This window comes from Lientehia hominis (assembly GCF_021044755.1).
Taxonomy (GTDB): domain Bacteria; phylum Bacillota; class Clostridia; order Lachnospirales; family Lachnospiraceae; genus Lientehia; species Lientehia hominis.
Window position 1 is genome coordinate 704,830 of sequence record NZ_JAJNOR010000001.1, and the last position, 22,669, is coordinate 727,498.

At 50.4% G+C, this 22,669-nt stretch carries 23 protein-coding genes; 6 read left to right on the forward strand and 17 right to left on the reverse strand.

Features of this window, described 5'->3' with window-relative positions:
• Positions 1–31 precede the first annotated feature (31 nt).
• The 3 genes from frr to LQE92_RS03190 form a co-directional block, all read right to left on the reverse strand.
• Complete coding sequence (gene frr, locus LQE92_RS03180; RefSeq protein ID WP_231061541.1) at positions 32–586, reverse strand: ribosome recycling factor; 555 nt, start codon at positions 584–586, stop codon at positions 32–34.
• A 13-nt stretch (positions 587–599) separates the two neighbouring features.
• A complete protein-coding gene (pyrH, locus tag LQE92_RS03185) occupies positions 600–1,313 on the reverse strand; it encodes a UMP kinase (RefSeq protein ID WP_231061542.1) in 714 nt (237 codons plus the stop codon).
• Positions 1,314–1,541: 228 nt separating this feature from the next.
• Positions 1,542–2,960: an L-fucose/L-arabinose isomerase family protein gene (locus LQE92_RS03190; protein WP_231061543.1), complete on the reverse strand. Its 1,419-nt coding sequence runs from the start codon at positions 2,958–2,960 to the stop codon at positions 1,542–1,544.
• 267 nt (positions 2,961–3,227) lie between these two features.
• On the opposite strand from LQE92_RS03190, the gene LQE92_RS03195 reads away from it, so the two are divergent.
• The gene (locus LQE92_RS03195) at positions 3,228–3,803 is read left to right on the forward strand and encodes a biotin transporter BioY (RefSeq protein WP_231061544.1); all 576 of its coding nucleotides are present in this window, start codon (positions 3,228–3,230) and stop codon (positions 3,801–3,803) included.
• A 95-nt stretch (positions 3,804–3,898) separates the two neighbouring features.
• Complete coding sequence (locus LQE92_RS03200) at positions 3,899–4,585, forward strand: TIGR00266 family protein (RefSeq protein ID WP_231061545.1); 687 nt, start codon at positions 3,899–3,901, stop codon at positions 4,583–4,585.
• A 41-nt stretch (positions 4,586–4,626) separates the two neighbouring features.
• On the opposite strand, the gene LQE92_RS03205 is transcribed toward LQE92_RS03200, so the two are convergent.
• The 12 genes from LQE92_RS03205 to LQE92_RS03260 all read right to left on the reverse strand — a co-directional run bounded on the left by LQE92_RS03205 (position 4,627) and on the right by LQE92_RS03260 (position 17,587).
• Positions 4,627–5,031: a MerR family transcriptional regulator gene (locus tag LQE92_RS03205; RefSeq protein WP_231061546.1), complete on the reverse strand. Its 405-nt coding sequence runs from the start codon at positions 5,029–5,031 to the stop codon at positions 4,627–4,629.
• A gap of 541 nt (positions 5,032–5,572) precedes the next feature.
• The gene (locus LQE92_RS03210) at positions 5,573–7,069 is read right to left on the reverse strand and encodes a rhamnulokinase (protein WP_231061547.1); all 1,497 of its coding nucleotides are present in this window, start codon (positions 7,067–7,069) and stop codon (positions 5,573–5,575) included.
• A 102-nt stretch (positions 7,070–7,171) separates the two neighbouring features.
• Complete coding sequence (locus tag LQE92_RS03215) at positions 7,172–7,795, reverse strand: class II aldolase/adducin family protein (protein WP_231061548.1); 624 nt, start codon at positions 7,793–7,795, stop codon at positions 7,172–7,174.
• An 80-nt stretch (positions 7,796–7,875) separates the two neighbouring features.
• The gene (locus LQE92_RS03220) at positions 7,876–8,112 is read right to left on the reverse strand and encodes an HPr family phosphocarrier protein (RefSeq protein ID WP_231061549.1); all 237 of its coding nucleotides are present in this window, start codon (positions 8,110–8,112) and stop codon (positions 7,876–7,878) included.
• Between the two features lie 26 nt (positions 8,113–8,138).
• Positions 8,139–9,608 (reverse strand): rhamnulokinase, encoded by a 1,470-nt coding sequence (locus LQE92_RS03225; protein WP_231061550.1) that lies wholly within the window; start codon positions 9,606–9,608, stop codon positions 8,139–8,141.
• A 65-nt stretch (positions 9,609–9,673) separates the two neighbouring features.
• Entirely contained in the window at positions 9,674–10,342 is a 669-nt protein-coding gene (locus tag LQE92_RS03230; RefSeq protein ID WP_231061551.1) for a class II aldolase/adducin family protein, read from the reverse strand.
• A gap of 48 nt (positions 10,343–10,390) precedes the next feature.
• Positions 10,391–11,776 carry a hypothetical protein gene (locus tag LQE92_RS03235; RefSeq protein WP_231061552.1) on the reverse strand — a complete coding sequence of 462 codons (1,386 nt, stop codon included), beginning with the start codon at positions 11,774–11,776 and terminating at the stop codon, positions 10,391–10,393.
• Between the two features lie 12 nt (positions 11,777–11,788).
• Positions 11,789–12,847 carry a DUF4432 family protein gene (locus tag LQE92_RS03240; RefSeq protein ID WP_231061553.1) on the reverse strand — a complete coding sequence of 353 codons (1,059 nt, stop codon included), beginning with the start codon at positions 12,845–12,847 and terminating at the stop codon, positions 11,789–11,791.
• 87 nt (positions 12,848–12,934) lie between these two features.
• Positions 12,935–14,017 (reverse strand): substrate-binding domain-containing protein, encoded by a 1,083-nt coding sequence (locus LQE92_RS03245; RefSeq protein WP_231061554.1) that lies wholly within the window; start codon positions 14,015–14,017, stop codon positions 12,935–12,937.
• 62 nt (positions 14,018–14,079) lie between these two features.
• On the reverse strand, positions 14,080–15,075 hold the full coding sequence (locus LQE92_RS03250) for an ABC transporter permease (RefSeq protein ID WP_231061555.1): 996 nt from the start codon (positions 15,073–15,075) through the stop codon (positions 14,080–14,082).
• A complete protein-coding gene (locus tag LQE92_RS03255) occupies positions 15,068–16,585 on the reverse strand; it encodes a sugar ABC transporter ATP-binding protein (RefSeq protein ID WP_231061556.1) in 1,518 nt (505 codons plus the stop codon). Before LQE92_RS03255 ends, LQE92_RS03250 begins: the two co-directional genes overlap by 8 nt.
• Positions 16,586–16,618: 33 nt before the next feature.
• Positions 16,619–17,587 (reverse strand): sugar phosphate isomerase/epimerase family protein, encoded by a 969-nt coding sequence (locus LQE92_RS03260; RefSeq protein ID WP_231061557.1) that lies wholly within the window; start codon positions 17,585–17,587, stop codon positions 16,619–16,621.
• Between the two features lie 267 nt (positions 17,588–17,854).
• On the opposite strand from LQE92_RS03260, the gene LQE92_RS03265 reads away from it, so the two are divergent.
• From LQE92_RS03265 to LQE92_RS03275, 3 genes are all read left to right on the forward strand, one after another.
• Complete coding sequence (locus LQE92_RS03265; protein WP_231061558.1) at positions 17,855–18,616, forward strand: DeoR/GlpR family DNA-binding transcription regulator; 762 nt, start codon at positions 17,855–17,857, stop codon at positions 18,614–18,616.
• A gap of 103 nt (positions 18,617–18,719) precedes the next feature.
• Positions 18,720–19,388: a transaldolase family protein gene (locus tag LQE92_RS03270; protein WP_231061559.1), complete on the forward strand. Its 669-nt coding sequence runs from the start codon at positions 18,720–18,722 to the stop codon at positions 19,386–19,388.
• A 124-nt stretch (positions 19,389–19,512) separates the two neighbouring features.
• Positions 19,513–19,863 (forward strand): hypothetical protein, encoded by a 351-nt coding sequence (locus LQE92_RS03275; protein WP_231061560.1) that lies wholly within the window; start codon positions 19,513–19,515, stop codon positions 19,861–19,863.
• A gap of 108 nt (positions 19,864–19,971) precedes the next feature.
• On the opposite strand, the gene LQE92_RS03280 is transcribed toward LQE92_RS03275, so the two are convergent.
• Positions 19,972–20,802, reverse strand: coding sequence for an aldo/keto reductase (locus LQE92_RS03280; protein WP_231061561.1), 831 nt, complete (start codon positions 20,800–20,802; stop codon positions 19,972–19,974).
• Positions 20,803–21,268: 466 nt separating this feature from the next.
• On the opposite strand from LQE92_RS03280, the gene LQE92_RS03285 reads away from it, so the two are divergent.
• Entirely contained in the window at positions 21,269–21,553 is a 285-nt protein-coding gene (locus tag LQE92_RS03285) for a hypothetical protein (RefSeq protein ID WP_231061562.1), read from the forward strand.
• Between the two features lie 47 nt (positions 21,554–21,600).
• Here LQE92_RS03285 and LQE92_RS03290 read toward each other — a convergent pair whose 3' ends face one another.
• Entirely contained in the window at positions 21,601–22,557 is a 957-nt protein-coding gene (locus LQE92_RS03290; RefSeq protein ID WP_231061563.1) for a Gfo/Idh/MocA family protein, read from the reverse strand.
• Between the last annotated feature and the right edge of the window lie 112 nt (positions 22,558–22,669).

Below are 22,669 nucleotides of genomic sequence, written 5' to 3' on the forward strand. Positions count from 1 at the left end.
TATTCATGATTTCGTGGTATCTTCCTGCGTCCTATACGGTCAGTATCTCTTTGCTCTTGATCTCGATTTCCTTGTCCACCTTCTCGATGAACTTGTCCGTCAGCTTCTGCACCTTTTCTTCCAGCTGCTTCTGTTCGTCCTCGGAAATCTCTCCGCTCTTGTTCTGTTTTTTGATGGAATCATTGGCATCACGACGGATATTCCGAATCGCCACCTTCGCCCCATCTCCCTTTTTCTTTACGTCTTTAGCCAGATCTTTTCTGCGCTCCTCTGTCATCTCGGGGAATACCAGACGAATCACACTGCCGTCGTTGCTGGGATTGATGCCCAGATCAGATACCTGAATCGCCTTTTCGATATTCTTTATCAGGCTTTTCTCCCAAGGCTGGATAAGAAGCATCCTGGGTTCCGGCACGGACACGTTGGCTACCTGCTGGATACCGCTCGGCACTCCATAATAATCCACCGTTATCTGATCCAATACATGAGGGTTCGCACGCCCTGCCCGGATTGACGCATATTCTGACCGCAGTACGCTCACCGCTTTTTCCATTTTCTCTTCAAATACTTTTAATTTCTCTTCCATATTCGAATCCTCCCTATTTATCATCCACCGTCACCACGGTGCCTGTGATATCGCCTTTCATGGCTTTACCGATACTGTCTTTTTCGCCCAGCCCGAACACTGCCATTGGCATATGGTTCTCCATACACATGATAGACGCGGTCAGGTCTACCACCGCCAGCTTTTTCTCGATCACTTCCCCAATGGAAACCGTATCATACTTTTTCGCGTCCGGATTCGTCCTCGGATCGCTGTCGTATACTCCGTCCACCGCCTTTGCCAAAAGGATGAGGTCCGCCTCCATCTCAATAGCCCTCAGCACAATGCCCGTATCCGTGGAAAAGTAAGGATGGCCCGTCCCTCCTGCAAAGAACACGACCTTACCTTCCCGGAAGCACTGGTTCGCCGCATCCTTGGAAAACAGCTTCGTCATGGTGCCGCAGGCAAACGGAGTGAAAATCTCTGTGTCCATCCCCTCGGAACGGAAAATCTCCGATACGTAAATACAGTTCATCACCGTAGCCAGCATTCCGATCTGATCGGCCTTCGGACGGTCTATGGCATTACTGGAGCGTCCTCTCCAGAAGTTCCCTCCGCCTATCACAACGCCGATTTCTATTCCTTCCTCTGCTGAAGGCTTCACCTGCTTCGCCACAGCCTTCACCGTGGCTTCGTCAAACCCTTTTCCGGCCGGCCCTGCCAGAGCCTCACCGCTGAGCTTCAGTAATACGCGTCTTGCTTTCTCCATGATCTCCCTCACTAGTATCCATCATGCAGCTGCCAAACTTTTCCATCGCTGCCCGTAATTATCTCATATAGTATAACACAACCTCCCTATACTGTACAAGTTATAAATTCGTGATAAATTCATGAACAAAGAATTCTGCTGCAAGGAATTCCCAACCGGTTTTCCGTTGATACAAAAGGAAGCGGGGCCTCGCCCCGCTTCCGCATAAAAATCTCAAAGCATATTCTATTATCCCATCATATCCACATCGATATTCAGCATCCGGCAGATCATCTTCAGCTTTTCCACCTGGTCGCCGTATACGGCATGGCAGTGGTTGGCATCGAACTTATCCAGGAAAATGCTGTGGTCAAAGGGAAGCTTTGCAAATACATGAGGCCATTCTTCCGTGGTCTCCGCCATTTTTTCTTTGGGCAGCTCTACAAATTCTGCCGGAATGATGGTCATACGGTATTTGCCTTCCCGGCGGCACAGTCTGGCAATGGTGGCCTTTCCGGGTTTCGTCATCAGATTTACATGGCAGCCGCCGCCGGCATAAATGGGAAGCGCCGGATAAAGCGTGGTCTTTGCCAGGTTCTCTTTGTAATCATCAGAAGCAGCTGCGTAATAGGTAGACTGAGATCCACAGTTGCAGAATACCATAACATCATAATCCTTGTCGTAGTGGCGCACATCCATGAACACGACCGGATCATCGGTCAGAAGATGAAGGATCTCCATGGTCAGAGCCGCGTCGGAATCCGCTTCGCAGGCACAGATCACGGGTTTTTTAGGGCCGTCCCAGTCATAGGGGTCATTCATGAAAGCTGCGGATAAGCACTGAGTACAATAGTGACGGCTCATCTCATAATGACATTTCACCCCGATGAAATCCAGGTCGTTGTCCTTTACGATTTCCTTAGTAGCTTCATAATGACGAATCTGCGTCTTCAGCTTTTCAGGTGTGAAGCTGGTGCCATTGTATTTGATCTCGCCTACATTATCGGTAAGCCATTTAAATGCCTTCTCTACCTGCTCCTCACTGACATTGTCTGCCCGGCGGACGATTTCCAGCTGATCAATATGTTCAATATCCACGCCGAAGTTGCGTTCCCAGTCCTGCATATCAACGGTAGCACTGTACATACCAAGACTTCTTCCGCCGATAAGACCGTATTTCATTCCGTTCAGACGGCTGACCACCTTGGAACATTTTGCAAAATCAACGATCTTATTTAAGACTTCCTTTTCCCGTACATCCCCCGCCACGCGGAAATGATCGATTCCAATATGGCTTAAAGCTCCGCCTGCGGCGAGCATGGACACCATGCCGGGCCAGTCGGGGTTTAAGTTGGCCGCCAGAAGGAAGGGACCCTTGCCGTTCTTGGCCGCGATCGCACTGAAGTTGGGGAATGCGAATACGCCGTAGGAGAAGATCGTACCATCCACACCCTTACATTTCAAATCCTCCGCAAGTCTTTTTGCAGATTCTACACTGTTTACCAGGCTGTCCGCCACGATCACGTCTACTTCCCCGCTCTTGGTCAGCTCTTCATAGATCACGTCCACCTGCTTCTGAACAACATCCTTGAGCTGCTCGTGTACTTCCGGGTCCCCGTCGGAAAATCCGATGAGGCCGATCAGTGGTTTCTTGTTCTTTTCTGCCATAGATGATACCTTCCTTTCTTTCCATGCCGCACAACACCCCCGTGCCGGCGATTTTGTTATGTATAATGTATTTTGTATTTACTATTTCAAATATGAAATAGTAAATTTCATATATTAAGATTATAGCACAATGATTTAAAATTATCAATAGAAAGCTGGAGTCCCGAATGTCAATCTATTTTCAAATATGGTTGACATTATATTTCTTCTATTTTATAATGTCAGCAGTCTTATTTATTACATAGAACGTTTGGAGGAACCCTGACTATGGAAAAAAGCAACGCAAAAAAGAGTACCAAACCGGCATTGTCCATCATGCAGATGACGCTGATCGGTGTGATGACCGCCGTGACCTGCATACTCGCTCCCCTGGTGATTCCGCTTCCCATCAGCCCTGTGCCGATCTCCTTCACAAATCTGGCCGTATATATATCCCTGTATGTACTCGGCATGAAAGCCGGAACCATCAGCTATCTGGTCTATCTTCTGATCGGCCTGGTTGGAGTCCCCGTCTTTTCCGGCTTTACAGGAGGCCCGGGCAAGCTGGCAGGGCCTACCGGCGGATATCTGGTCGGTTTCCTGTTCATGGCGCTGATCGCCGGATATTTCATCGACCGTTTTTCCAGGAATTACATTCTTCAGGTCCTCGGAATGATACTGGGAACTGCCGTATGCTATCTGTTCGGCACCGTATGGCTCTGCATTCAGATGAAGCTGTCCTTCCCCGCAGGTCTGATGGCCGGCGTCGTCCCCTACCTGCCAGGGGATGCGGCCAAAATCGTCCTGACGGCACTTGTCGGACCTGTTCTGAAAAGGGCCGTCTCTCGGCTTAAAGGCCGTTAAGCCCCGGGGATTCCAGTTGACGGATGTATCCTGTCATGATAGAGTGAAATTGTTAATCGTCAACAATCTCTTACTTGAATCAGGAGGATATTTTTATGAAATATAACATTCAGGGAGGCAATCTCCCCGTGGTCATCTGTGAGCTGGAAGCCAATGAACAGATGATCACAGAACGCGGCTCCATGAGCTGGATGTCACCTAATATGCAGATGGCTACCAGCGGCGGCGGCAGCATCGGCAAAGCCTTCGGACGGATGTTTTCCGGCGAGGCAATTTTTCAAAACATTTATACTGCTCAGGGCGGCCCCGGCATGATTGCATTCGCCTCCAGCTTTCCCGGCTCCATCCGGCCGTTGGAGATCACACCTGGAAACGACATGATCGTGCAGAAAGCCGGATTCCTGGCCTCCACCGCCGGTGTGGATCTGTCTGTTTTCTTCCAGAAAAAACTGGGCGCCGGCTTCTTCGGCGGAGAAGGCTTCATCATGCAGCGACTGTCCGGAAACGGCATGGCTTTCATTGAAATCGACGGAGCCGCCATAGAATATGACCTGGCCCCCGGTCAGCAGCTTATTGTGGACACCGGCTATCTGGCCGCCATGTCTTCCGCCTGCAGCCTGGACATCCAAAAGGTCCCCGGTGTGAAAAATATGTTTCTGGGCGGCGAAGGCATCTTCAACACCAGGATCACCGGCCCCGGCCATGTGATCTTACAGACTATGCCTGTGAGCGATGTCGCAAAAACTCTGCAGCCTTTCTTTAACACCAGCGGAAACGGCTGATCAATGTACTGAGCCGCAATACCGTCAGAAGTTCCAGGCCATTAAGCTTCTGGTCTGGGACTTTTTTGCATCTTCTGCAGCCGCTTTTCCGTGGCCATCAACCCCTTCTCATACCGCTCGATTTTTTTATCCAGCCGTTCAATCGACGTCCGTATGTCCTCCATGCGGTCCATAAGCTGATTTCTCTGTTCAATCAGGATCGCTTTTCTGGCATCAGCCGTCTCCTCCCCTTTCCGGAACAGAGTCACATACTCAATCAAGGCTTCTATTTGAACCCCTGCTTTTCTCATACATTTCATCAGTTCAATCCATCCGCAGGACTCTTCGTCATAGTCCCGAATGCCGCCTCCCGTCCGCGGAACCGGAGGAATCAGACCAATCCGCTCGTAGTAGCGGAGAGTATCCGCGGTAAGGCCATATTTTCTGCTCACCTCTGCAATTGTCATAAGAATCCCGCCTTTCTATGATACAAAATACTTTTTGGAATCATTTTTAGTCAGCTCTGATCAAGCTCCAGTTCAGCACCGACAGTAGTTCCGGACCGTCACGATTTCGGTTCGCTGGCGATGCAGGGGCTGCGGTGGGCCGCCTCAATGGCTTTTGTAACAAATGAGAGCTTATTTCGGTGCGGAAAGAGGAGCAGGAGGAACGTTCCGAACCCATCGTAAGGGGAGCGCCGCAAAGGCGTTGGCAGGATCTTCCCGGCCGCAGGGAGGTAAAAACCGAATTTCATGCAGGTTTTTATTGGAATCTGACATGGAAAAATATCGATTTATCCATGTCAGTTGGAAAATACCGACCGAAGGCCGCAAAGATGCTGGTTACGGCTGCCAGCGACCCGCCTGGATGGGATCGGACTTCCTCCTGTCCCCTCTGCTTTGCAAAAATAAGTTTGTTTAAAAGGTATTCAAAGGTATACGTTTCCGCTCTCTTTTAATACAGCATAACATCCGGACCTCACTCTATGTCAAGGATTTTTTGAATCTTTTACTGTTCCAGTCCGCACACATCCAGAAACGCCTGATAGTGTCTTCTCCACTCTTCTGCCTTTTTGGGATAAAAAGTCTCCAATGTAAAGGAGTTTCTCACCACTTCCCTTACTTCTTCTTCCGAATCAAGCGCTCCGGTCCCCACTGCCTGCAGCAAAGAATTTCCGATGGCGGCCGCCTCCTTTGGCCCTGCGATCACTTCCAGATCAGCCGCGGAAGCCAGCATTTCATTCAGAAAACCCACGCCGCTGGCTCCCCCCACTACATAAAGCGTATCAACCCTCTTTCCTGTAGTGCGCTTTAAAGCATCCAGGGAATACAGACATTTAAACGTGATGCTTTCATAGATGATTCTGGCCATCTGCCCTACATCGTCTCTTCGGACTTCCGGCTGCCCCGTCCGTCTGAGATAGGCCGCGACTGCCTCGGTCATGTCATCTGGATTATAAAAACAATTATCATCCGTATCGATGACGGCGTAAAAGGGAACCGCGGACCGGGCGAACTCCACTATAGCCGGATAATCATAATCAATCCCCATCATCTGTTCCCATTTCCGTTTACATTCCTGCATGATCCACATGGCGCATACATTCCGTTTAAGCAGTGTTTTCCCAAAAGCCAGCCCCGTATTGGAAAGATTGTAGTGGTACGACAGTCCGCTGTCCGCCGGTTCCTCCAGCTCCATACTCACCAGATACCAGCTTCCAGTTGAAATATAGGCCCAATCCCTTCTGCCATCCACCGGGACCGCCACTCCCGCCGACGACGTATCGTGCACGGCCGGGGCCACCACTTCAAACCGGTTTGTTCCGTACCATCTGGCCTGTTCCTCCGATATCCTCCCCAGGCACGCACCGGCATGGACTACCGGCGGCTGAAGGCTTTTAGGAATTCCGAACAGATCAAATACCCGATCCTCCCAGCATTGGTTCCTCATGTTGAACATCTGAGAATAGGAAGCCACTGAAAATTCTGAGCATACCTTTCCGGAAAAAAAATACATCAGGATATCTCCCAGATGCATCATCCGATTTTCGTTCTGAAGAAACTCCGGGCTCTCTTTTTTCAAAGCCAGCAGCTGGCACAAGGTGGCGTCCTGAATGCGCCGCTGGGTGGTCAGATCATAGAGATCCCGGTAGCTGATCTTCTTCTCCACCTCCTCGGGCATGCCGTTCGTCCGTTTATCCCGGTAAAAAACCGGAAGGCCTACCAATTCCCCCTGAGGATTCACAATTCCAAAATCGCTGGACCAGGAATCCGCCCCGAGGCTTCTGATCGTTACACCTTCTCTCCCCAGCTTTTCCAGTGTCCGGCAGATCTCCCCATAGATTCCATAGACATCGATGCAAATATGTCCGTTCATATAAATTCTGGGAGTAGGAAAGCGCCCCACCTCCCGCATCTCTATTGTATTCCTGTCTGTCAGCGAGGACAGCAGAATCTTGCCATTGCTGGACCCCAGGTCTACGGCTAAATATTCTTCCTTCATCATATCCCTCCGATTATGTAAAAAGGGCAGAACTCCGTTTCATGAGATTCTGCCCTTTCCGTCTGCATCTTGTTCCGATGGCATTGGCCTAACTCTCCGGCCGGCTCACTTCTGATTCAAAGAGAAGAAAAAGTCACATTCCTCCGGGCTCAGATCTGCCTGCCTGCCCAGGGCATTGGCAATGAACACCGTCTTCGTAATAGCCTCGGCCGCTTCCACTCTGTTCATGGCATCTGTCACCGTCGCTCCTACAGCCAGTACACCGTGGTTGCCAAGGATGACGATATCATGATGCTTAAGAATGGGGATTGCCCCTTTCAGGATGTCTTCTGTGCCGGGCCGGCCATAAGGAGCCACCTGAAAGTAATCAAAGTTCCCCATCATCTCCGGATATGCCCTTGTCTCCACCGGCTTACAGCAAAGAGCATAAGCAGTCAGAAAGGTGGGGTGGCAGTGTACCACTCCTCCTATATCGTCCCGGATAGTATATGTTTCCATGTGCATGGGAAGCTCCGAGGTGGGTTTACAATTTCCTCCCACCTGTCTTCCGTCCGAATCGATCACGGCCACCATCTCTTCAGTCAGGAGAGCTTTATTTTTTCCTGTCGGAGTAATATAGACCAAGCCGTCTTTCTTTGTCGATATATTTCCCTCAAAGGCATTCACCAGGTTCTTCTCATCCAGGCGCTTTGCCACCTGGAGAACTTCCAGTATCTTTTCTCTGTCCATCGTCTCAAATCCTCCTTATATTGTCCTCCGGTCAACCCATCCCCCGCATTCCGCCCCGGCTTACCGCCGGGCACGGTCTGTCATGATTCCTCTTCCAGATAATCCTTAAGCTCTTCAAAGAGCTTTCCGGCGTCGATGTCATCTTCCACCACTACGAACATATCTTCCTTCAGGCTGAGGATGAACATGCCGAGCAGAGACTTGGCATCGACCATTCCCGATTTGCTGTGAATCCAGATATCATACGTATACTGAGATACGATCCGGTTGATCTTCATAATGTCATCGGCTTCGTGAATCTGTATCCGTTTTCTCATTTTTTGCTCCTTTCCATATCAGAGGCCTAATAGTGAATGCGTTCAAACAGCTTTCTGCTGTTCTCAAAAGCTTCCTCCATCCTGTCATTTTTCTTTGGCTCATAGATCCGGATCTTCACAGAACGCCTCACAATCTCCCTGGTCTCCATAAGACTCCCTGCCAGTCTGCCGGCCAGAAGCTGGACAGAGGTATTTCCGTATGCGCTGGCTTCCGCCGGCCCAGCCTTCACCACGCACGCGGCCGCATCGGCTATAGCCTGGCATAAAGACGCGTCCTGGCTTCCCCCGGCCACGATGTGGATTACGGAAAACCTTCGTCCGCTGCATTCCTCCAGCCGTTCCTTCATCACCTTAAATTTAAGTGCCAGGCTGTCATTTATGCACCGAATCACCTGTCCCACAGTCTCCGGTACCGGCTGTCCGTTTTCCAGGCACAGACGGCGAATCACACCAGGGATATCTCCCGGAGGCACCAGCCTGGCATCATCCACATCGATCACGCTTCGGAAAGGCTCACATTCAGTCCCCAGCTCTGCCAGCTCTCCGAAACTAAATTCTTTTCCTTCCCGTATCCATTGGCGCCTGGATTCCTGTATCATCCACATACCCATGACATTTTTGAGGAAGCGGATTCTTCCGTCAGATCCCCCTTCATTGGTAAAGCGATACCGCGCCGCAGTTTCATTGACAATGGGAATATCCGATTCAATCCCGATCATCGCCCAGGAGCCGCATACGATATACACAAAATCCTGGGATTCCGCCGGCACTCCGGCAACCGCCGCCGCGGTATCATGGCTGCATCCTGACATCACCGGCACCCGGCGTCCCCGGATGCTCTCCCTTGTCTTTCCCAGCATATGGGCCTGTGTGACCGGGAGCAGTTTTTCCCTGGGAAACGGCACCGCCTCCAAAAGTGTCTCGTCCCAGGTCTTACGCCATGGATCCAGCATCTGGGACGTAGACGCGATGGAATAATCCGCGTTCATTTCTGCGGTCAGAAAGTAATTAAACAGATCTGGGGTGAACAGCATACAGGATATGGATTCCAGCATACAGGGCTTTTCTTTTACCAGATAATAAAGCAGATACAGTGTATTCCAGTTCAGGAACTGGACACCTGTCCTCTCATAAATCTTTTTTTCCGGAATCCTCTCAAAAAATTCTTCCTTCAGGCCATTAAACCGCCGGTCCCTGGCGCAGATACCGCCCCAAAGATATTCTCCGTTCCGATCCAGTGCCGTTATATCGGTCCCCCAGGAATCCAGGGCCAGACTGTCCAGAGGAGCGTCTTTTGCTGCCGCCAGCAGGGCATTTCTCACTTGGGTGAACACTCCCAAAAGATTCCAGTATTCATGTCCAAGTACGGGAACCGATTCATGGTAAAACCGGTCCTTCTCCTGGATTTCTACCGTCCTCCCATCGTATTCCGCCAGAAAAGTCCGGACACTGGAGGTTCCTATGTCCAGGGCCGCCATCCTGAATTTCTTCTCCATCCGTTTCTCCTTTTACAATGCCGGCGGAAAGCACCGCCGGCCGGTCTTGCCCATACTGTCTATGTTCAGAATTTCACATAGCCCGGGTGCTTCGCCCCCGGATTATTGCCCCGGTACATTTCCACCAGCTTGTCGATTTCTTTTCTGGGAAGCTCATTTTGTTTTCCAAGCATCATGCCCAGATAAACGATCTTTGCATTGTACTCCAGCGTCTCTGTTTTAAAATACGCGGTGGTCAAATCTTTTCCTACGGTCACGGTCCCGTGATTCTCCAGCAAAAACGCGTCATACGTCTGAAGGAACGGAATCATGGCATCGGCCAGCTCCTGTGTGGAGGGCTTCGCATAAGGAACGATGGGCACCGCTCCCAACGCGCAGACGGCCTCCGGAAGGATATATTTATCCAGGGGGATATGTGCCACAGCGAACGTAGTCGCATAAGGCGGATGTGCATGTACTACGGCCCCCACGTCCGGCCTTTCTTTGTATACCCGCAGATGGACCTTCACCTCGGAGGACGGCTTCCAGGTGCCTTCCAGCAGTTCCCCCTGTTCGTTCACTTTCACGATCATATCCGGTGTCAGATATCCCTTGCTGACTCCGGTCGGCGTGGTCAGATACTCTGTTTCGTTCAGCTTTACGGTGATATTCCCATCGTTCGCGGCCACAAATCCATTGGTATAGATCCGCTTTCCGATATCGCACATAAACGCCTTTAATTCCTGTTCATTCATTTTGTCTTTCCTCCTGTATTGGCTTTTTGTTTCATGCAGCTACTATGATCATTTCCCCGCTTCCAGACAAACCGCATGGATGCCGAGAATACTGCAGATTTCTTTCAGCTCCTTTTCATATTCTCCATATACTACATGGATATGGTTGGAGCGCACTTCATCAAAAAATGTCTCTTTGTCACAGAGCAGTTCAAAATAAGCGTGGGGTCTCTCCCATATGGTTTCCCGGAGCTTTTCCCGGTCAAAATACACAGCATTGGCCGGAACGATCAGCATCTCATATTCTCCCTGCTTCCGGTTCAGCCTCGCCATAGTCACCCGCCCCTCTTTTGTCACGTATTGGGGACATGTGCCGCCGTATTTCCAATAGTGTTCATGTACGCCTTCTCTTTCCCAGATGACTTCCTTCTTATCCCTGGCAAAGTCCGTAGGCTGGGACCCGCAGTTGCAGGTGGTCAGCACCTGATCCTTATAGTCATATTGGGACAGATCTGTGAACATCACCGGTCCTTCCTGCAGATGGTGAAGAAGCTCCATGGTCAGCGCTGCATTGATATCCGCTTCACACCCGAAGACCATCCTCTCTTTTTTTCCAAAGGCGTCTTCACAGTCTCCCATCATGGAATGGCACAGGCAGAAGGATGTATACTGATTGGCCATCTCCGGCAGACATTTAGCGGAGACAAAGGACAGGTTATTCTCCCTGCAGAACTGCTTCATGGCCAGATACAGCTTGATCTGTTTCATCATAGCTTCCTTAGTCGTCACAATGCCTCCGAAGCTTTCTTCGATCCATTTATAAAATTTCTCGGCTTCGTCGTCGTCTACTTTCTCCGCCCTGGCGATGATCTCCATCTGTTCAAAGGTCTCAATCTCCACTCCGAACTTTTCACGCACCACATTGGGATCGCATACTGCCGTCACCATTCCCATGCAGGTTCCTCCGCCCAGTCCCAGCTTTTCTCCCTTCATGGAAGAGACCGCGCAGGCCGCGTCCAGATAGACTCTGCATTTTTCTCTGGCGGCAGCATCCTCGAAGGGACCGTACACCAAATTCGCATGAAATCCGAATTCATCCATTCCCCCTCTGGCAATGGCTCCGCCCACCAGGCCGCAGGTCCCCGCGCCCGCATCAGCCCAGATGACCACAGGGACGCCCGCCTCCCGTACCAGTGCCGCGGCACAATTGGCATAAGTCCAGGTACCCACATAGAGGACCAGTGCCTGAATCCCCATACAGCGCAGCTCTTTTCCGGCTTTTACCATGTCTTCCATGGTGCGGTTTACATTGCCGGCATCCTTTACCTCATATCCCATCTCCCTCAATGCAGCCTTCACCACCTCGTGGGTGGCCGCAACACGGTCAATGGTTTCCTGGGGCCAGCTGTCCCCAGGCGCAAAGGTCGAAACAAGGCCTATCACTTTTTTTGACATAGGATTTCCCCCTTATTCTGATATTTTGATCAATTGTTCTATCTGCTCCCTGTCCTCCAGGATACCGAGCTCTGTCACCACCCGCACCGTTTCAAAAGGAGCGATGGTCTGGAGCGTCCCGTATCTTCTCTCATTCACCCGGCCCTCACAATGGCAGTTCGCAGGTTCCAAGCCCACTGCATAAGCGCCTGCTATGTTCGTTTTCCACTCATGCAGAAACGGCATTACATTCGTATCCTGTTTGATATAGAATCCAAATCCAAGCCTCTCATTAAACGCCAGAGTTGTCACCTGCTTCTTCTCCCGGAAGCTGTGCATGATACAGATCTCCTTTCCCGGCACCTGAGGCTTTTCCACCTTCCGATACTCAGAAAGATACGGCACCGCCCATTCATCCCTGCAGGATTTCTCCGATGGCTCCACATAAATCTTCATCTCTGAATCCGCAAAGGGAAAACCCAGATTCAAATGATACATATACATGAGCGGCCGTTCCTCAAACCCTTCATTTTCCAGTTCATCGGTGATCTTTACAGCCGGCTTTCCCATGGAGACCTGCATATGGCGCCTCAGCGCGATATTCTCTCCAAAAAGGCTGGTTTCTCTCATCTCTCCATAAAGCTCAATGAGATAATCATCCTCCTCCCAGTGGGCTGCCGCCGCCGCGTTCACTGCCGACATGGCTTTGATCCGTCCATGGCACACCTGTTTTTCTCCCGCATCCACACAGTCATATCCGACATTCTGGGTACCGCAGGTATAAAACAGTCCGCCGCACAAATGCTTAAGGGTATCCTCCGAAGATTCCGGAAGATATCGGAGAGGATACACCAGGCCGTTTTTACTTAAGAAGTACAGGGGAATCCCTTTGTAGCTCATGGAATTTACATCCATGCACCGGTTTTCCATCACAGAAAATTCCATTCCGCTCCCGTTTTTCACTTCCAGGAATCGGATTCCATCCCCGTTTCCGTCAATTTGCTCCTTCCTCGTGACACCGGCTATCTGAGTGATGTTTCCAGCATAGGAAAGAAGCTCTTGTTTCGTATAATCCCGTCCGAATACTTTCATTCACATTCCCCTTTTCAAAACCTGTGGCCTGCTTCCGCAGGCGGAAACAGACCACAGCGTTCCGTAAAGCATGGTTATTGGTTTTTATTACTTTCCGAAGGGGTACAGAAGCTCCTGAATATGTTCGTCATCGAAGTTCGCAGGAGTCACGATGCTGTTGCCGGAGTTCACGAATTTTTCAACATCTTTTCCTTCAATCAGGTTGATAGCCTGTGCTACAGACTCATAGCCCATGTTATAAGCTTCTGCAACGGAGCATGCCGCTATCGTGCCGTTCTGGATATAGCCGTTGATAGTATCCGATGCGTCAAAGCTTCCCAGGAGGACCTTGCCGCCCAGTTCTTTTTCTTCCAGAGCAGACGCGATGCCTTCTGCCGTAGGAGTATTGGTAGTATAGAATGCTTTGATATCGGGATATGCCGCCAGCATGTCATAGGTCTGGCTCATAGCCTTGGAAGAATCGTTCTGAGAATACAGGATTTCTCCTACGATTTCGATATCGGGATAGTTCGCTTTGATATAATCGATGAAGCCGTTCTCACGGGCCATGATGGTAGCGCCGCCGGGTACCGCAGAAATGATTCCGATCTGTCCCTCTCCGCCGATTCTCTGAGCGATTTCTTCTGCCACGTCCGCGCCTGCTTTTTCATTATCCAGGGCTACCAGACAGTCATAATCTTCCGTAGAAATCTTGGAGTCTACCAAAACCATCGGAATTCCTGCTTCCTGAACCTCAGCACATACGCCGGCCAGAGCGTCCGTATCATTGGGAGCCAGAACAATAGCCGCGGGTTTCGTTCCGATGGCTGCCTCAACCATAGATACCTGCTTCTCAATATCCACTTCTCCTAAAGGCGGAGCCTGATAAACGACTTCATAGCCTTTTTCCTTGCCGCATGCTTCCGCGCCGTCCTGCAGACATAACCAGTGGTTGTACTGAGACTCCTTGCCGATTACATAAATAGTTTTGCTGCCGGATGAATTATCGTCCTTCTTTGCTTCGGTGGTCTCGTCTGACTTGGCTTCCGTTGTCTTTTCTTCAGCGGCTTTCGTTGTCTCTTCTTTCTTTGCCGCAGTGGTCTCATCCGCCGCCTTCTTTCCGCAGCCCGCCAATGCCATGATCAGGCAAAGCATAACCGCTACTACTGCTGTCCATTTGTTTCGTTTCATGTTTTTTCCTCCTTTTACATTTTATATAGTAAACAGCCCTTTGCTGTTCCTAGCGTACCTTCCTATTTCTTGGATGCCTCTCTGCGCCTTCTCATGATGTCGGCCCATACGGCCACGATGATGATCACGCCGGTGATGATCTGCTGCCAGAAGGTATTCACTCCCATGAGGTTCAGTCCGTTCCTCATGATGCCTACTATAAAAGCGCCCATCACAGCGCCGGGAATGGTTCCCTGGCCGCCCATCATGCTCACTCCGCCGATCACGGACGCCGCGATGCCTTCCAGTTCAAAACTCATCCCTGCTGTAGGCTGTGCAGACAGGAGCCTGGTGGTAAGCATGACGCCTGCCAGACCGGCCATGCCGCCGCTGAACATATAGGCGATGGTCGTGATTTTATCGGTGTTGATTCCTGAAAGCCTTGCCGCCTCCACATTGCTGCCGGTCGCAAAGATCTTTCGTCCCAGAACTGTTTTCGAAAGGACAATGGACAAGATAATGGCACATATCACCATGATATAAACTAACATCGGGATTCCGAGAATTTTGCCGCTTCCGATGAATTTAAGCACCGGCAGATCCCCTTCACTCGCCACCTCGCGTACAGAAATGGAGGATCCATTGGAAATGATATAGGTAGCGCCCCGGAATATGTACTGAGTACCCAACGTGGCAATAAAAGGGATCAAATGCATCTTGGTGACCAGAAAACCATTGAACAGGCCGCAGAGCATGCCGCAGGCCAAAGTGATAAGGATACAGGCGAAGGCCGGTATTCCGGCCCGGAGGCTGACGCAGAAAACCGCCCCGGATACGCCGACCACGGAACCTGCCGACAGCTCGGCGCCGCCGATGATCAGTACAAACGAGATACCACAGGCCAGAGTGGCGTAAACAGCCACAGAAAGACAGATGCTGATAAAATTGTCCACGGTCAAAAAGGTTCTCGTCAGAACGGAAAAGATGATAATCAGGCCGAACAGCCCCGCCATGCTGCCCAGAAAGTTTGCAAATTTTGTCCGGGCAATCTTGTTTTTTACACTATTTGAATTATTCATTTCCAACACACTCCGTTTCGTTCGTTTTCAGACCAGTGATATATGCCATGATTTCTTCCTGCGTCGTTTTCTTCGCTTCTACTTCTCCCACAATGCTCCCTTCGTGCATAAGAGCGATCCTGTCGCTCATGCCGAGGAGCTCCGGAAGCTCAGACGAAATCATGATTATGCCGACTCCCTGATCGCTCAGCTCGTTCATCAGCTTGTATATCTCAAACTTGGCTCCAACATCGATCCCCCTCGTCGGTTCATCAAAGATCAGCAGATCCACCTGTCTCGACAGCCATTTAGCCAAAACCAGCTTCTGCTGGTTCCCTCCTGAGAGGAACTGGGCCAGCTGCCCCAGCTTCGGAGTCTTCACCGCCAAAGCGTCCACATAGTGCTTCGCATTCTCCTCCGCGGTCTTATTGATGACAAAACCGTATTTGGAAATCTTTTTCATGGAAGCCATGTTGATGTTCTTTTCACAGTCCAGGCGGAGGGCCAGGCCTTCGTTCTTCCTGTCTTCTGTCAAATACGCAATCCCGTTTTTTATGGCCTGCCCGGGACTGCCCACGCCTACTTTTCTGCCGTTTATTTTCACCTCAATGCTGCTCACCGGGTCGGCTCCGAAAATAGCCCTGGCCGTCTCCGTACGCCCTGCCCCCATAAGACCCGCGATTCCCAATATTTCCCCTTTTCGCACGTCAATATGCTTTACATTTACCTTCTTGTTTCGAATATGGTTCGCCTCGAAGAAGACTTCTCCTATCGTTCTCTCATGCTTCGGGTATTTGTCATCCATGGTCCGGCCCACCATCCGGTTGATCAGTTCATCCAGCGTGACGCTGGCGAAATCAAAGGAATCCCCCACCTGCTGGCCGTCCCGAAGCACAGTCACCCGGTCTGCGATCTTTGAGAGCTCCTCCATCCTGTGGGAAATATAGATGATTCCTTTCCCCTCCTTCTGAAGCTGTTTGATGACCATGAAAAGCTGCTCAATTTCCGATTCTGCCAGCGCCGCCGTCGGCTCATCAAACACTACCACCTCCGAATCAAAGGACATTGCCTTACAGATCTCTACCATCTGCATCTGGGCCACGCTCATGGTCATGACCACATCTCCCGGCTTGATCATATTCAGTTTGAACCGGTCCAGAATCTTCTGCGTTTCTTTTTCCACATATTTGGCATCTACAAATCCGAACCGGTTCTTGTGACGTCCAATATAGACGTTATCCGCCACAGTCAGATCCGGACAGAGATTGAATTCCTGAAAGATGATGCTGATGCCCAGTTCCTGAGCCTCCTTGATATTATGAATGGAGACTTCTTTTCCCTTAACAAATATCTTCCCTTCATCCGGCGTATATACTCCGTTTAGAATCTTCATCAATGTGGACTTCCCCGCACCGTTTTCCCCCAAAAGCGCATGGACTTCCCCCGAATTGACCACGATGTTTACGTTATCCAATGCCTTTACGCCGGGAAAGCTTTTTGAGATTCCTTCCATCCTAAGAATTTCACCCATACTATGTACACCCTTTCTTTTCCCTTGTCCTCACTATTTTGAAAGGAACGCCTTTTCCCGCACCAGTCTGGAAGCGTAAGCCGCGTCGCCTCTCCGGATGCATTCCTCTATGTTCTCCATACCGATCTTATCCACCATCTTATCGAACATATCAAGGTACAGGATGCTCTCTTCCGCACAGGCAAAGGAATCCTCACGGCTGGGGAATATGTCCACTGAACACCAGCCGTCATATTTTACCTTTCTCAGTACGTAGCAGAGCTCTATGTATTCAATAAACCGGACCGACCCCAGAATCATGTCGTCGTCCCAGTATCCCAGGCAGTCATTGGTGTGCATATGGAAGAGGCGTCCTCTTTCCGCACAGGCCTGTACTGCCGCAGCCATATTAGCGTTGGCGTAGAGTACATGCCCCACGTCCACGGACACGCCCAGATTCTTTCTCCCTCCCTCCGCACACATCAGAAGGGCCGTCCCGTATGTATCCACCAGCGAACGGTTTCTGGGCTCCCTGGGCTTGAACTCCAACGCTACCTTCACGTCTGGATTATGATCTGCCACTTCCACTGCTCCGTCCAGGAAATCGTGATAGAGCCTGCTGTAATCCGTACAGAGCGCGTAGTCAAAGCCGTCCTGCCCCGGCCAGATGTTGATGACCTCTGCTCCCATCTCTGCCGCATAGTCGGATGCCTGTTTGCAGATATCGATGGCTTTCCGTCGGAGCGCCGGATTCGGATTGGCCAGAGAACCTTTCCCCAAATCTCTCCTGCCCGCGATGGCCACATTGATACAGGCGCATTTCAGGTTCAGGTCTTCCAAAATCTTTTTCGTTTCTTTTCCGTCGGCTTCCTCTCCGCCCGAGGAAATCTCAAGGCCCTGGATACCGGGAATCTCCGCCAGTTTTTTTGCCTTCTCCGCGAAAGAACAATCCTCCTTGTACCCTTCAAATACGAATCTGTCGCCGAGGATACCCATGGATCCCGTGATTACGCTTTGTTTCATTTCCATTCCTCCCTGTTCGTTTTCATGTTCCTTTTGCACTGGAACGGTGTTTGCTCCATCGTCATTTTAAACAATTAATTGTGCCATTTTTTAAAATAAATCATACAATTGCACATGTTTTTGTGTCTCATGGTGTTATTCTACGATATCAAATGAACATGGTCAACATTTTTCATGTTCGCTTTGTTTTTTGCTATTGCTTTTTTTGTTATGCTATGATATATCTAAGATAGACTTACGAAAAATCAAATAAAGGAGGGAACGCCCGTGAATGCAGAAACCAGACAGATAGCGATTTACGACATGATAAAGTCCAACAAAGAAATGTCCGTTAATACTCTGGCACAGTGCTTTGGCGTATCCGCCATGACAATCCGAAGAGACTTAGAGCAGCTGGAACGCTCAAAGCTCATCGAACGCGCCTATGGGAAAGCGCAGATTGCGGATGAAAGCAAGACCGAGCTTTCATTCAACCTGCGTAAATCCATGAATCTCACCTACAAACAGAAAATCGCCATGCATGCTGCCAATTCCATCACCGAGCGGGACATGAGGAGCATTTACGTGGACGGCAGCTCCACAGCCATGGAGCTTTTAAAGGTCCTGCCGCCCAACCGTTCCATGACCGTATTTACCAACAGCGTTTTTGCTCTGAACCTTCTCCAGCCGAAGACCTGGATCGACACCTTCATCATTGGAGGCTTTCTGAATCGCGAAGTATCATCCATGGACGATATAACCTCCGTTGATCTCTGCAAGCAGATTTATGTGGACGCCACTTTCACTTCCTGCAGCGATATTTCTGCGGACGGCATGTTCAATAACGGCACCACCGGCACTCAGATCCGCCGGATCATGATGAAGAATTCCCAGCACAACTATCTGTTGGCAGACCATACTAAATTTAACTCCAGGGGAGTATTCCTTCTCAATACCTGGGATAAGGTCGATACTCTGATCACCGACGAAAAGCCGGACGCCGCCTTCCTGACGGCAGTCCAAAAATACGGAGTTTCTGTCATCTGGTGACGGATATGACCGGCATTTGCGCAAGCAGCCGGAAGGTAAATTTTGAATCCGTCATTCACAGGCGGTGCAGAAAATCCGAAAAATCAACAAGGAGGATAGTATCATGAAGTTATTTGCTGACACTGCCGATATGGCAGAACTGACTGAACTGGAAGAAATGGGGCTTCTGGCCGGAATCACCACAAACCCGTCCCTCTCTTCCAAAGAAGGCGCCGACGTCGTGGAGACCATTTCAAAGCTTTCCAGACGCTTCCCCGATATTCCGGTACTGGCGCAGGTCGTCGCCGTCACTAAAGAAGAAATCATAGAACAGGCAAAGAGTATCCGAAGCGCCGGAGACAATGTGGTAGTCAAAGTGCCTGCTACTGCAGAAGGTATCAAAGCCATACGTGCCTTAAAAGAAATGGGCATCAGGACCTGTGCTACCACCATCCTGACCTCAGCCCAGGCTATGCTCTGCGCCCATGCCGGAGCCGCTTACGTGGCCCCTTATACCGGACAGAATGACTGTATCGGCTACCACGGGCTGGACACACTCCAGGAAATCGCGGAGGTGTTCGCATCCTCGGACTATGAAACGGAAATCCTGGCAGCTTCCATTGAAAAGCCTCAGGAATTTGTGGATTACGCGGTCCATGGAGCCGATATCACTACGGCACCTTATCACGTATTCATGGATGTATTCCAGATGCCCATGCCGCTGACCCAGCATTATATAGACAATTTCTACAGGGACTGGACCGCGAACGGCGCTTTTTTAAAAGGGAAATAATGGAATCTAAAGAAAAAAGATCAGATAGAAAGGTAGCATCAGTGGACAAGGGGGACATACGGTCATTTTCAAGGCAGACGATGAAGGCGTACTGGATGTACGCCGACTGAGGATAACGCAGAAAATGCCCGGATTATCCCGCTTTGAGGCGTATGTTCCCCTGTCCACTGATGCTAACTGCTACGGAAATAAAGATCACGGTTACCTGGAGTGGACGGCTTTCAAGCTGACCAGCCGTCTGAATACTACAGAAGTGACCGCCGGCCTCCTCCAGGGATGGCATCACACCCCTTCCTTCAAGGTAGTGGAGACCCATGAAGATAATGAAATCTTCTGTTTTCTGGAAGGACCGGCCCTTATGAGCAAGGAACATTTCGTGGCAGTGGCAGAAGATACCACTTACAAAGCTGTCGTAGTCTCTCCGGTCCAGGCTGCGCCGAAGGTCATGCTTCCCGAGATCATTGCAGGTATTTAAGTATATTTTTTATTCCTCTTTAAAGAGAAAAGGCCTCCGCGTCGTCTTCGGAAGCCTTTTCCCGTTATACGGACCCCATTCATGTGAATCCTGTATATCGATTCTTTATCAAAAATCTACACAGTCCGGATCAGGGCCTGTCCGCTTCCCACAATTCATGGCATCCAGAAGAGCGCATTCCTCTTCCGTTAATTCAAAGTCGAACAGATTCCTGTTTTCTTCAATCCTGTTCTTATGCACAGATTTGGGAAACACGATGATGTCTTTTTGCAGGATCCACCGCAGAATCACCTGCGGTCCGCTCTTCCCGTATTTTCTCCCGATCTCCGCCGCTGTGCTGTCCTGAGTAAAGGCGCCGCTTCCCAAAGGGCTCCAAGCTTCAAAGGCAATTCCCTTTTCCCTGCAGAATGCCAAAAGCTCATTGTCCTGCATACAGGGATTGAACTCCATCTGATCCACCGCGGGACAGATCTCCGCCTTCAGCAGAAGCTCCTCCATCTGGGAAACCTTGAAATTAGACACTCCGATGGCCCTGGCCCGGCCGCTTCTGTAAATCTCCTCCAGAACCTTCCAAGTCTCAGTAATGCATTCTCCCACCGGCCAGTGGACCAGGTACAGATCCACATAATCCGTATCCAGGCGCGCCAGACTTTCCTCAAAAGCTTTCCGCTGCCGGTGCTCTCTCTGATCCGCGTTCCAAAGCTTCGTGGTCAGGAATATCTCATTCCGCTTAAGCCCGCTCTTTTTCATGGCCCGTCCGACGCTTTCTTCATTTCCATAAACCGCCGCCGTGTCAATATGCCGATAACCCGCTTCCAGGGCATATCCGATGGCATTTTCTGCTTCTTCCCCGTTCTTTGCCTGCCATACGCCAAACCCGAGACGTGGAATCTCCACGCCGTTGTTCAGCCGGATGACTGACTGAAATGATAAACTCATAAATACCTCCCGATAACAAATGGTCTGCTATACAGCAGAATACGTTTTTTATGTTCCCGTATATATACCTTTGAATACCTTTTAAACAAACTTATTTTTGCAAATCAGAGGGGACAGGAGGAAGTCCGATCCCATCCAGGCGGGTCGCTGGCAGCCGTAACCAGCATCTTTGCGGCCTTCGGTCGGTATTTTCCAACTGACATGGATAAATCGATATTTTTCCATGTCAGATTCCAATAAAAACCTGCATGAAATTCGGTTTTTACCTCCCTGCGGCTGGGAAGATCCTGCCAACGCCTTTGCGGCGCTCCCCTTACGATGGGTTCGGAACGTTCCTCCTGCTCCTCTTTCCGCACCGAAATAAGCTTTTGTCTGTTGTGAAAGCTATTGGGGCGGCTCACCGCGGCCCGCCGCCGTAAGGCGCGCGGGCCGTGTGGTTATCCAATCCTTTTTTGGAATCTAAGAAATGAAATTTGTCCAGTACAGTGCGGCAGTCAGGGTACCGGCAGAACGATTCCGGGCCGGCCTAAAGGTGAGCGCCGCAGGGCAGCGGCCGGTGTTCCCCTGGCGGAGGAAGGCAGAAACGGAAATACCGGTTCCGTTTCTGAGCGAACAGGAGACGGGAAATCATAAAGATTTCCTGTCGACATGTGAGCGATACTTCCGGAGTGGGGATAAAGCGGCCCCTGCATCGCCAACGAACCGAAATCGTGACGGTCCGGAACTTCCGCCGGTACGGAATTGGAGCTAACTAAATACGATTCCAAAAAGTGTTTTGTATCATACCTTAAGGCCCCCTTAATGTCGGAGCATATCCAGAATCCTCATCACATTCAAGCTCTCCTCCTGCCATCTGCCGCAGACCTCCCAGTCACCGGATTCATAAGCTCTTACAAAGTCCTCCACTTCATAGGTCATCCTGTTTACGCTTCCGTCATATCCAATGTTCTTTGTTTCCCCGTTCCGGAGGCAGAGCTTCACATTTCCGCATAGATTCCCCGCTTCCTTCACCAGGATATAGCCCTTTTCTCCTTCTATCAGCCCGGTATTCTCTCCGTCACAGTCCTTCGCTCCCATGCAGGTACATATGAATCCGCCATACTGGAGCACCGCGGTTCCAGAGCAGTCGATACCGTTAAAGCCGCGGTTCGCAAAATAAGAAGCCGTTTCTGGTACTCCGAAAAGATCCGCGATCACATGGAGATTATAGACATTGATATCCATCAGCGCGCCGCCCGCATATACCGGATCAAACACGTTGGTCACTTTTCCGGACAGATATGAATCATAGCGGCTGGAATATTGACTGTAATTGTAATGCACCAAACGCACCGGGCCAATCTCCCCCAGCCATTCCCTGATCACTTTATAATTGGGCATGTGAAGGATCGTGATAGCCTCAAACAAATAAAGGCCTCTTTCCCCAGCCAGACGGACCAGCTCCTTTGCCTCTTTAAAGCTTCCTACGAAGGGTTTTTCACAGATAACATGTTTCCCCGCCTCCAGGGCCTGTTTTACATAACTGTAATGAAGACTGTTGGGAGACGCCACATAGATAAAATCAATGGTCTTGTCATTCAACATCGCGTCCAGATCCGAGTACCAGCTGACGGCGCCATGCTTTTCGGCAAACTCCTCCGCCCGTTCCTCCGTCCTGGAATACACTGTCGTGCAGCAGATGCCTTCTGTCTTCTCCACCGCATCCAAAAACAAATCCACGATACTGCCGCTGCCAATCGTCGCCAAATGTATCATAAATTTCCGCCTTTCCGTCAAAGGTCAGCCCATAGCCAAAACGGCTCTGCCTTCCGCAAGCACACTTGCTTCTTTTCCGCTCCAGCATTTCGCCCAGGCTCCGCCCGGGCGC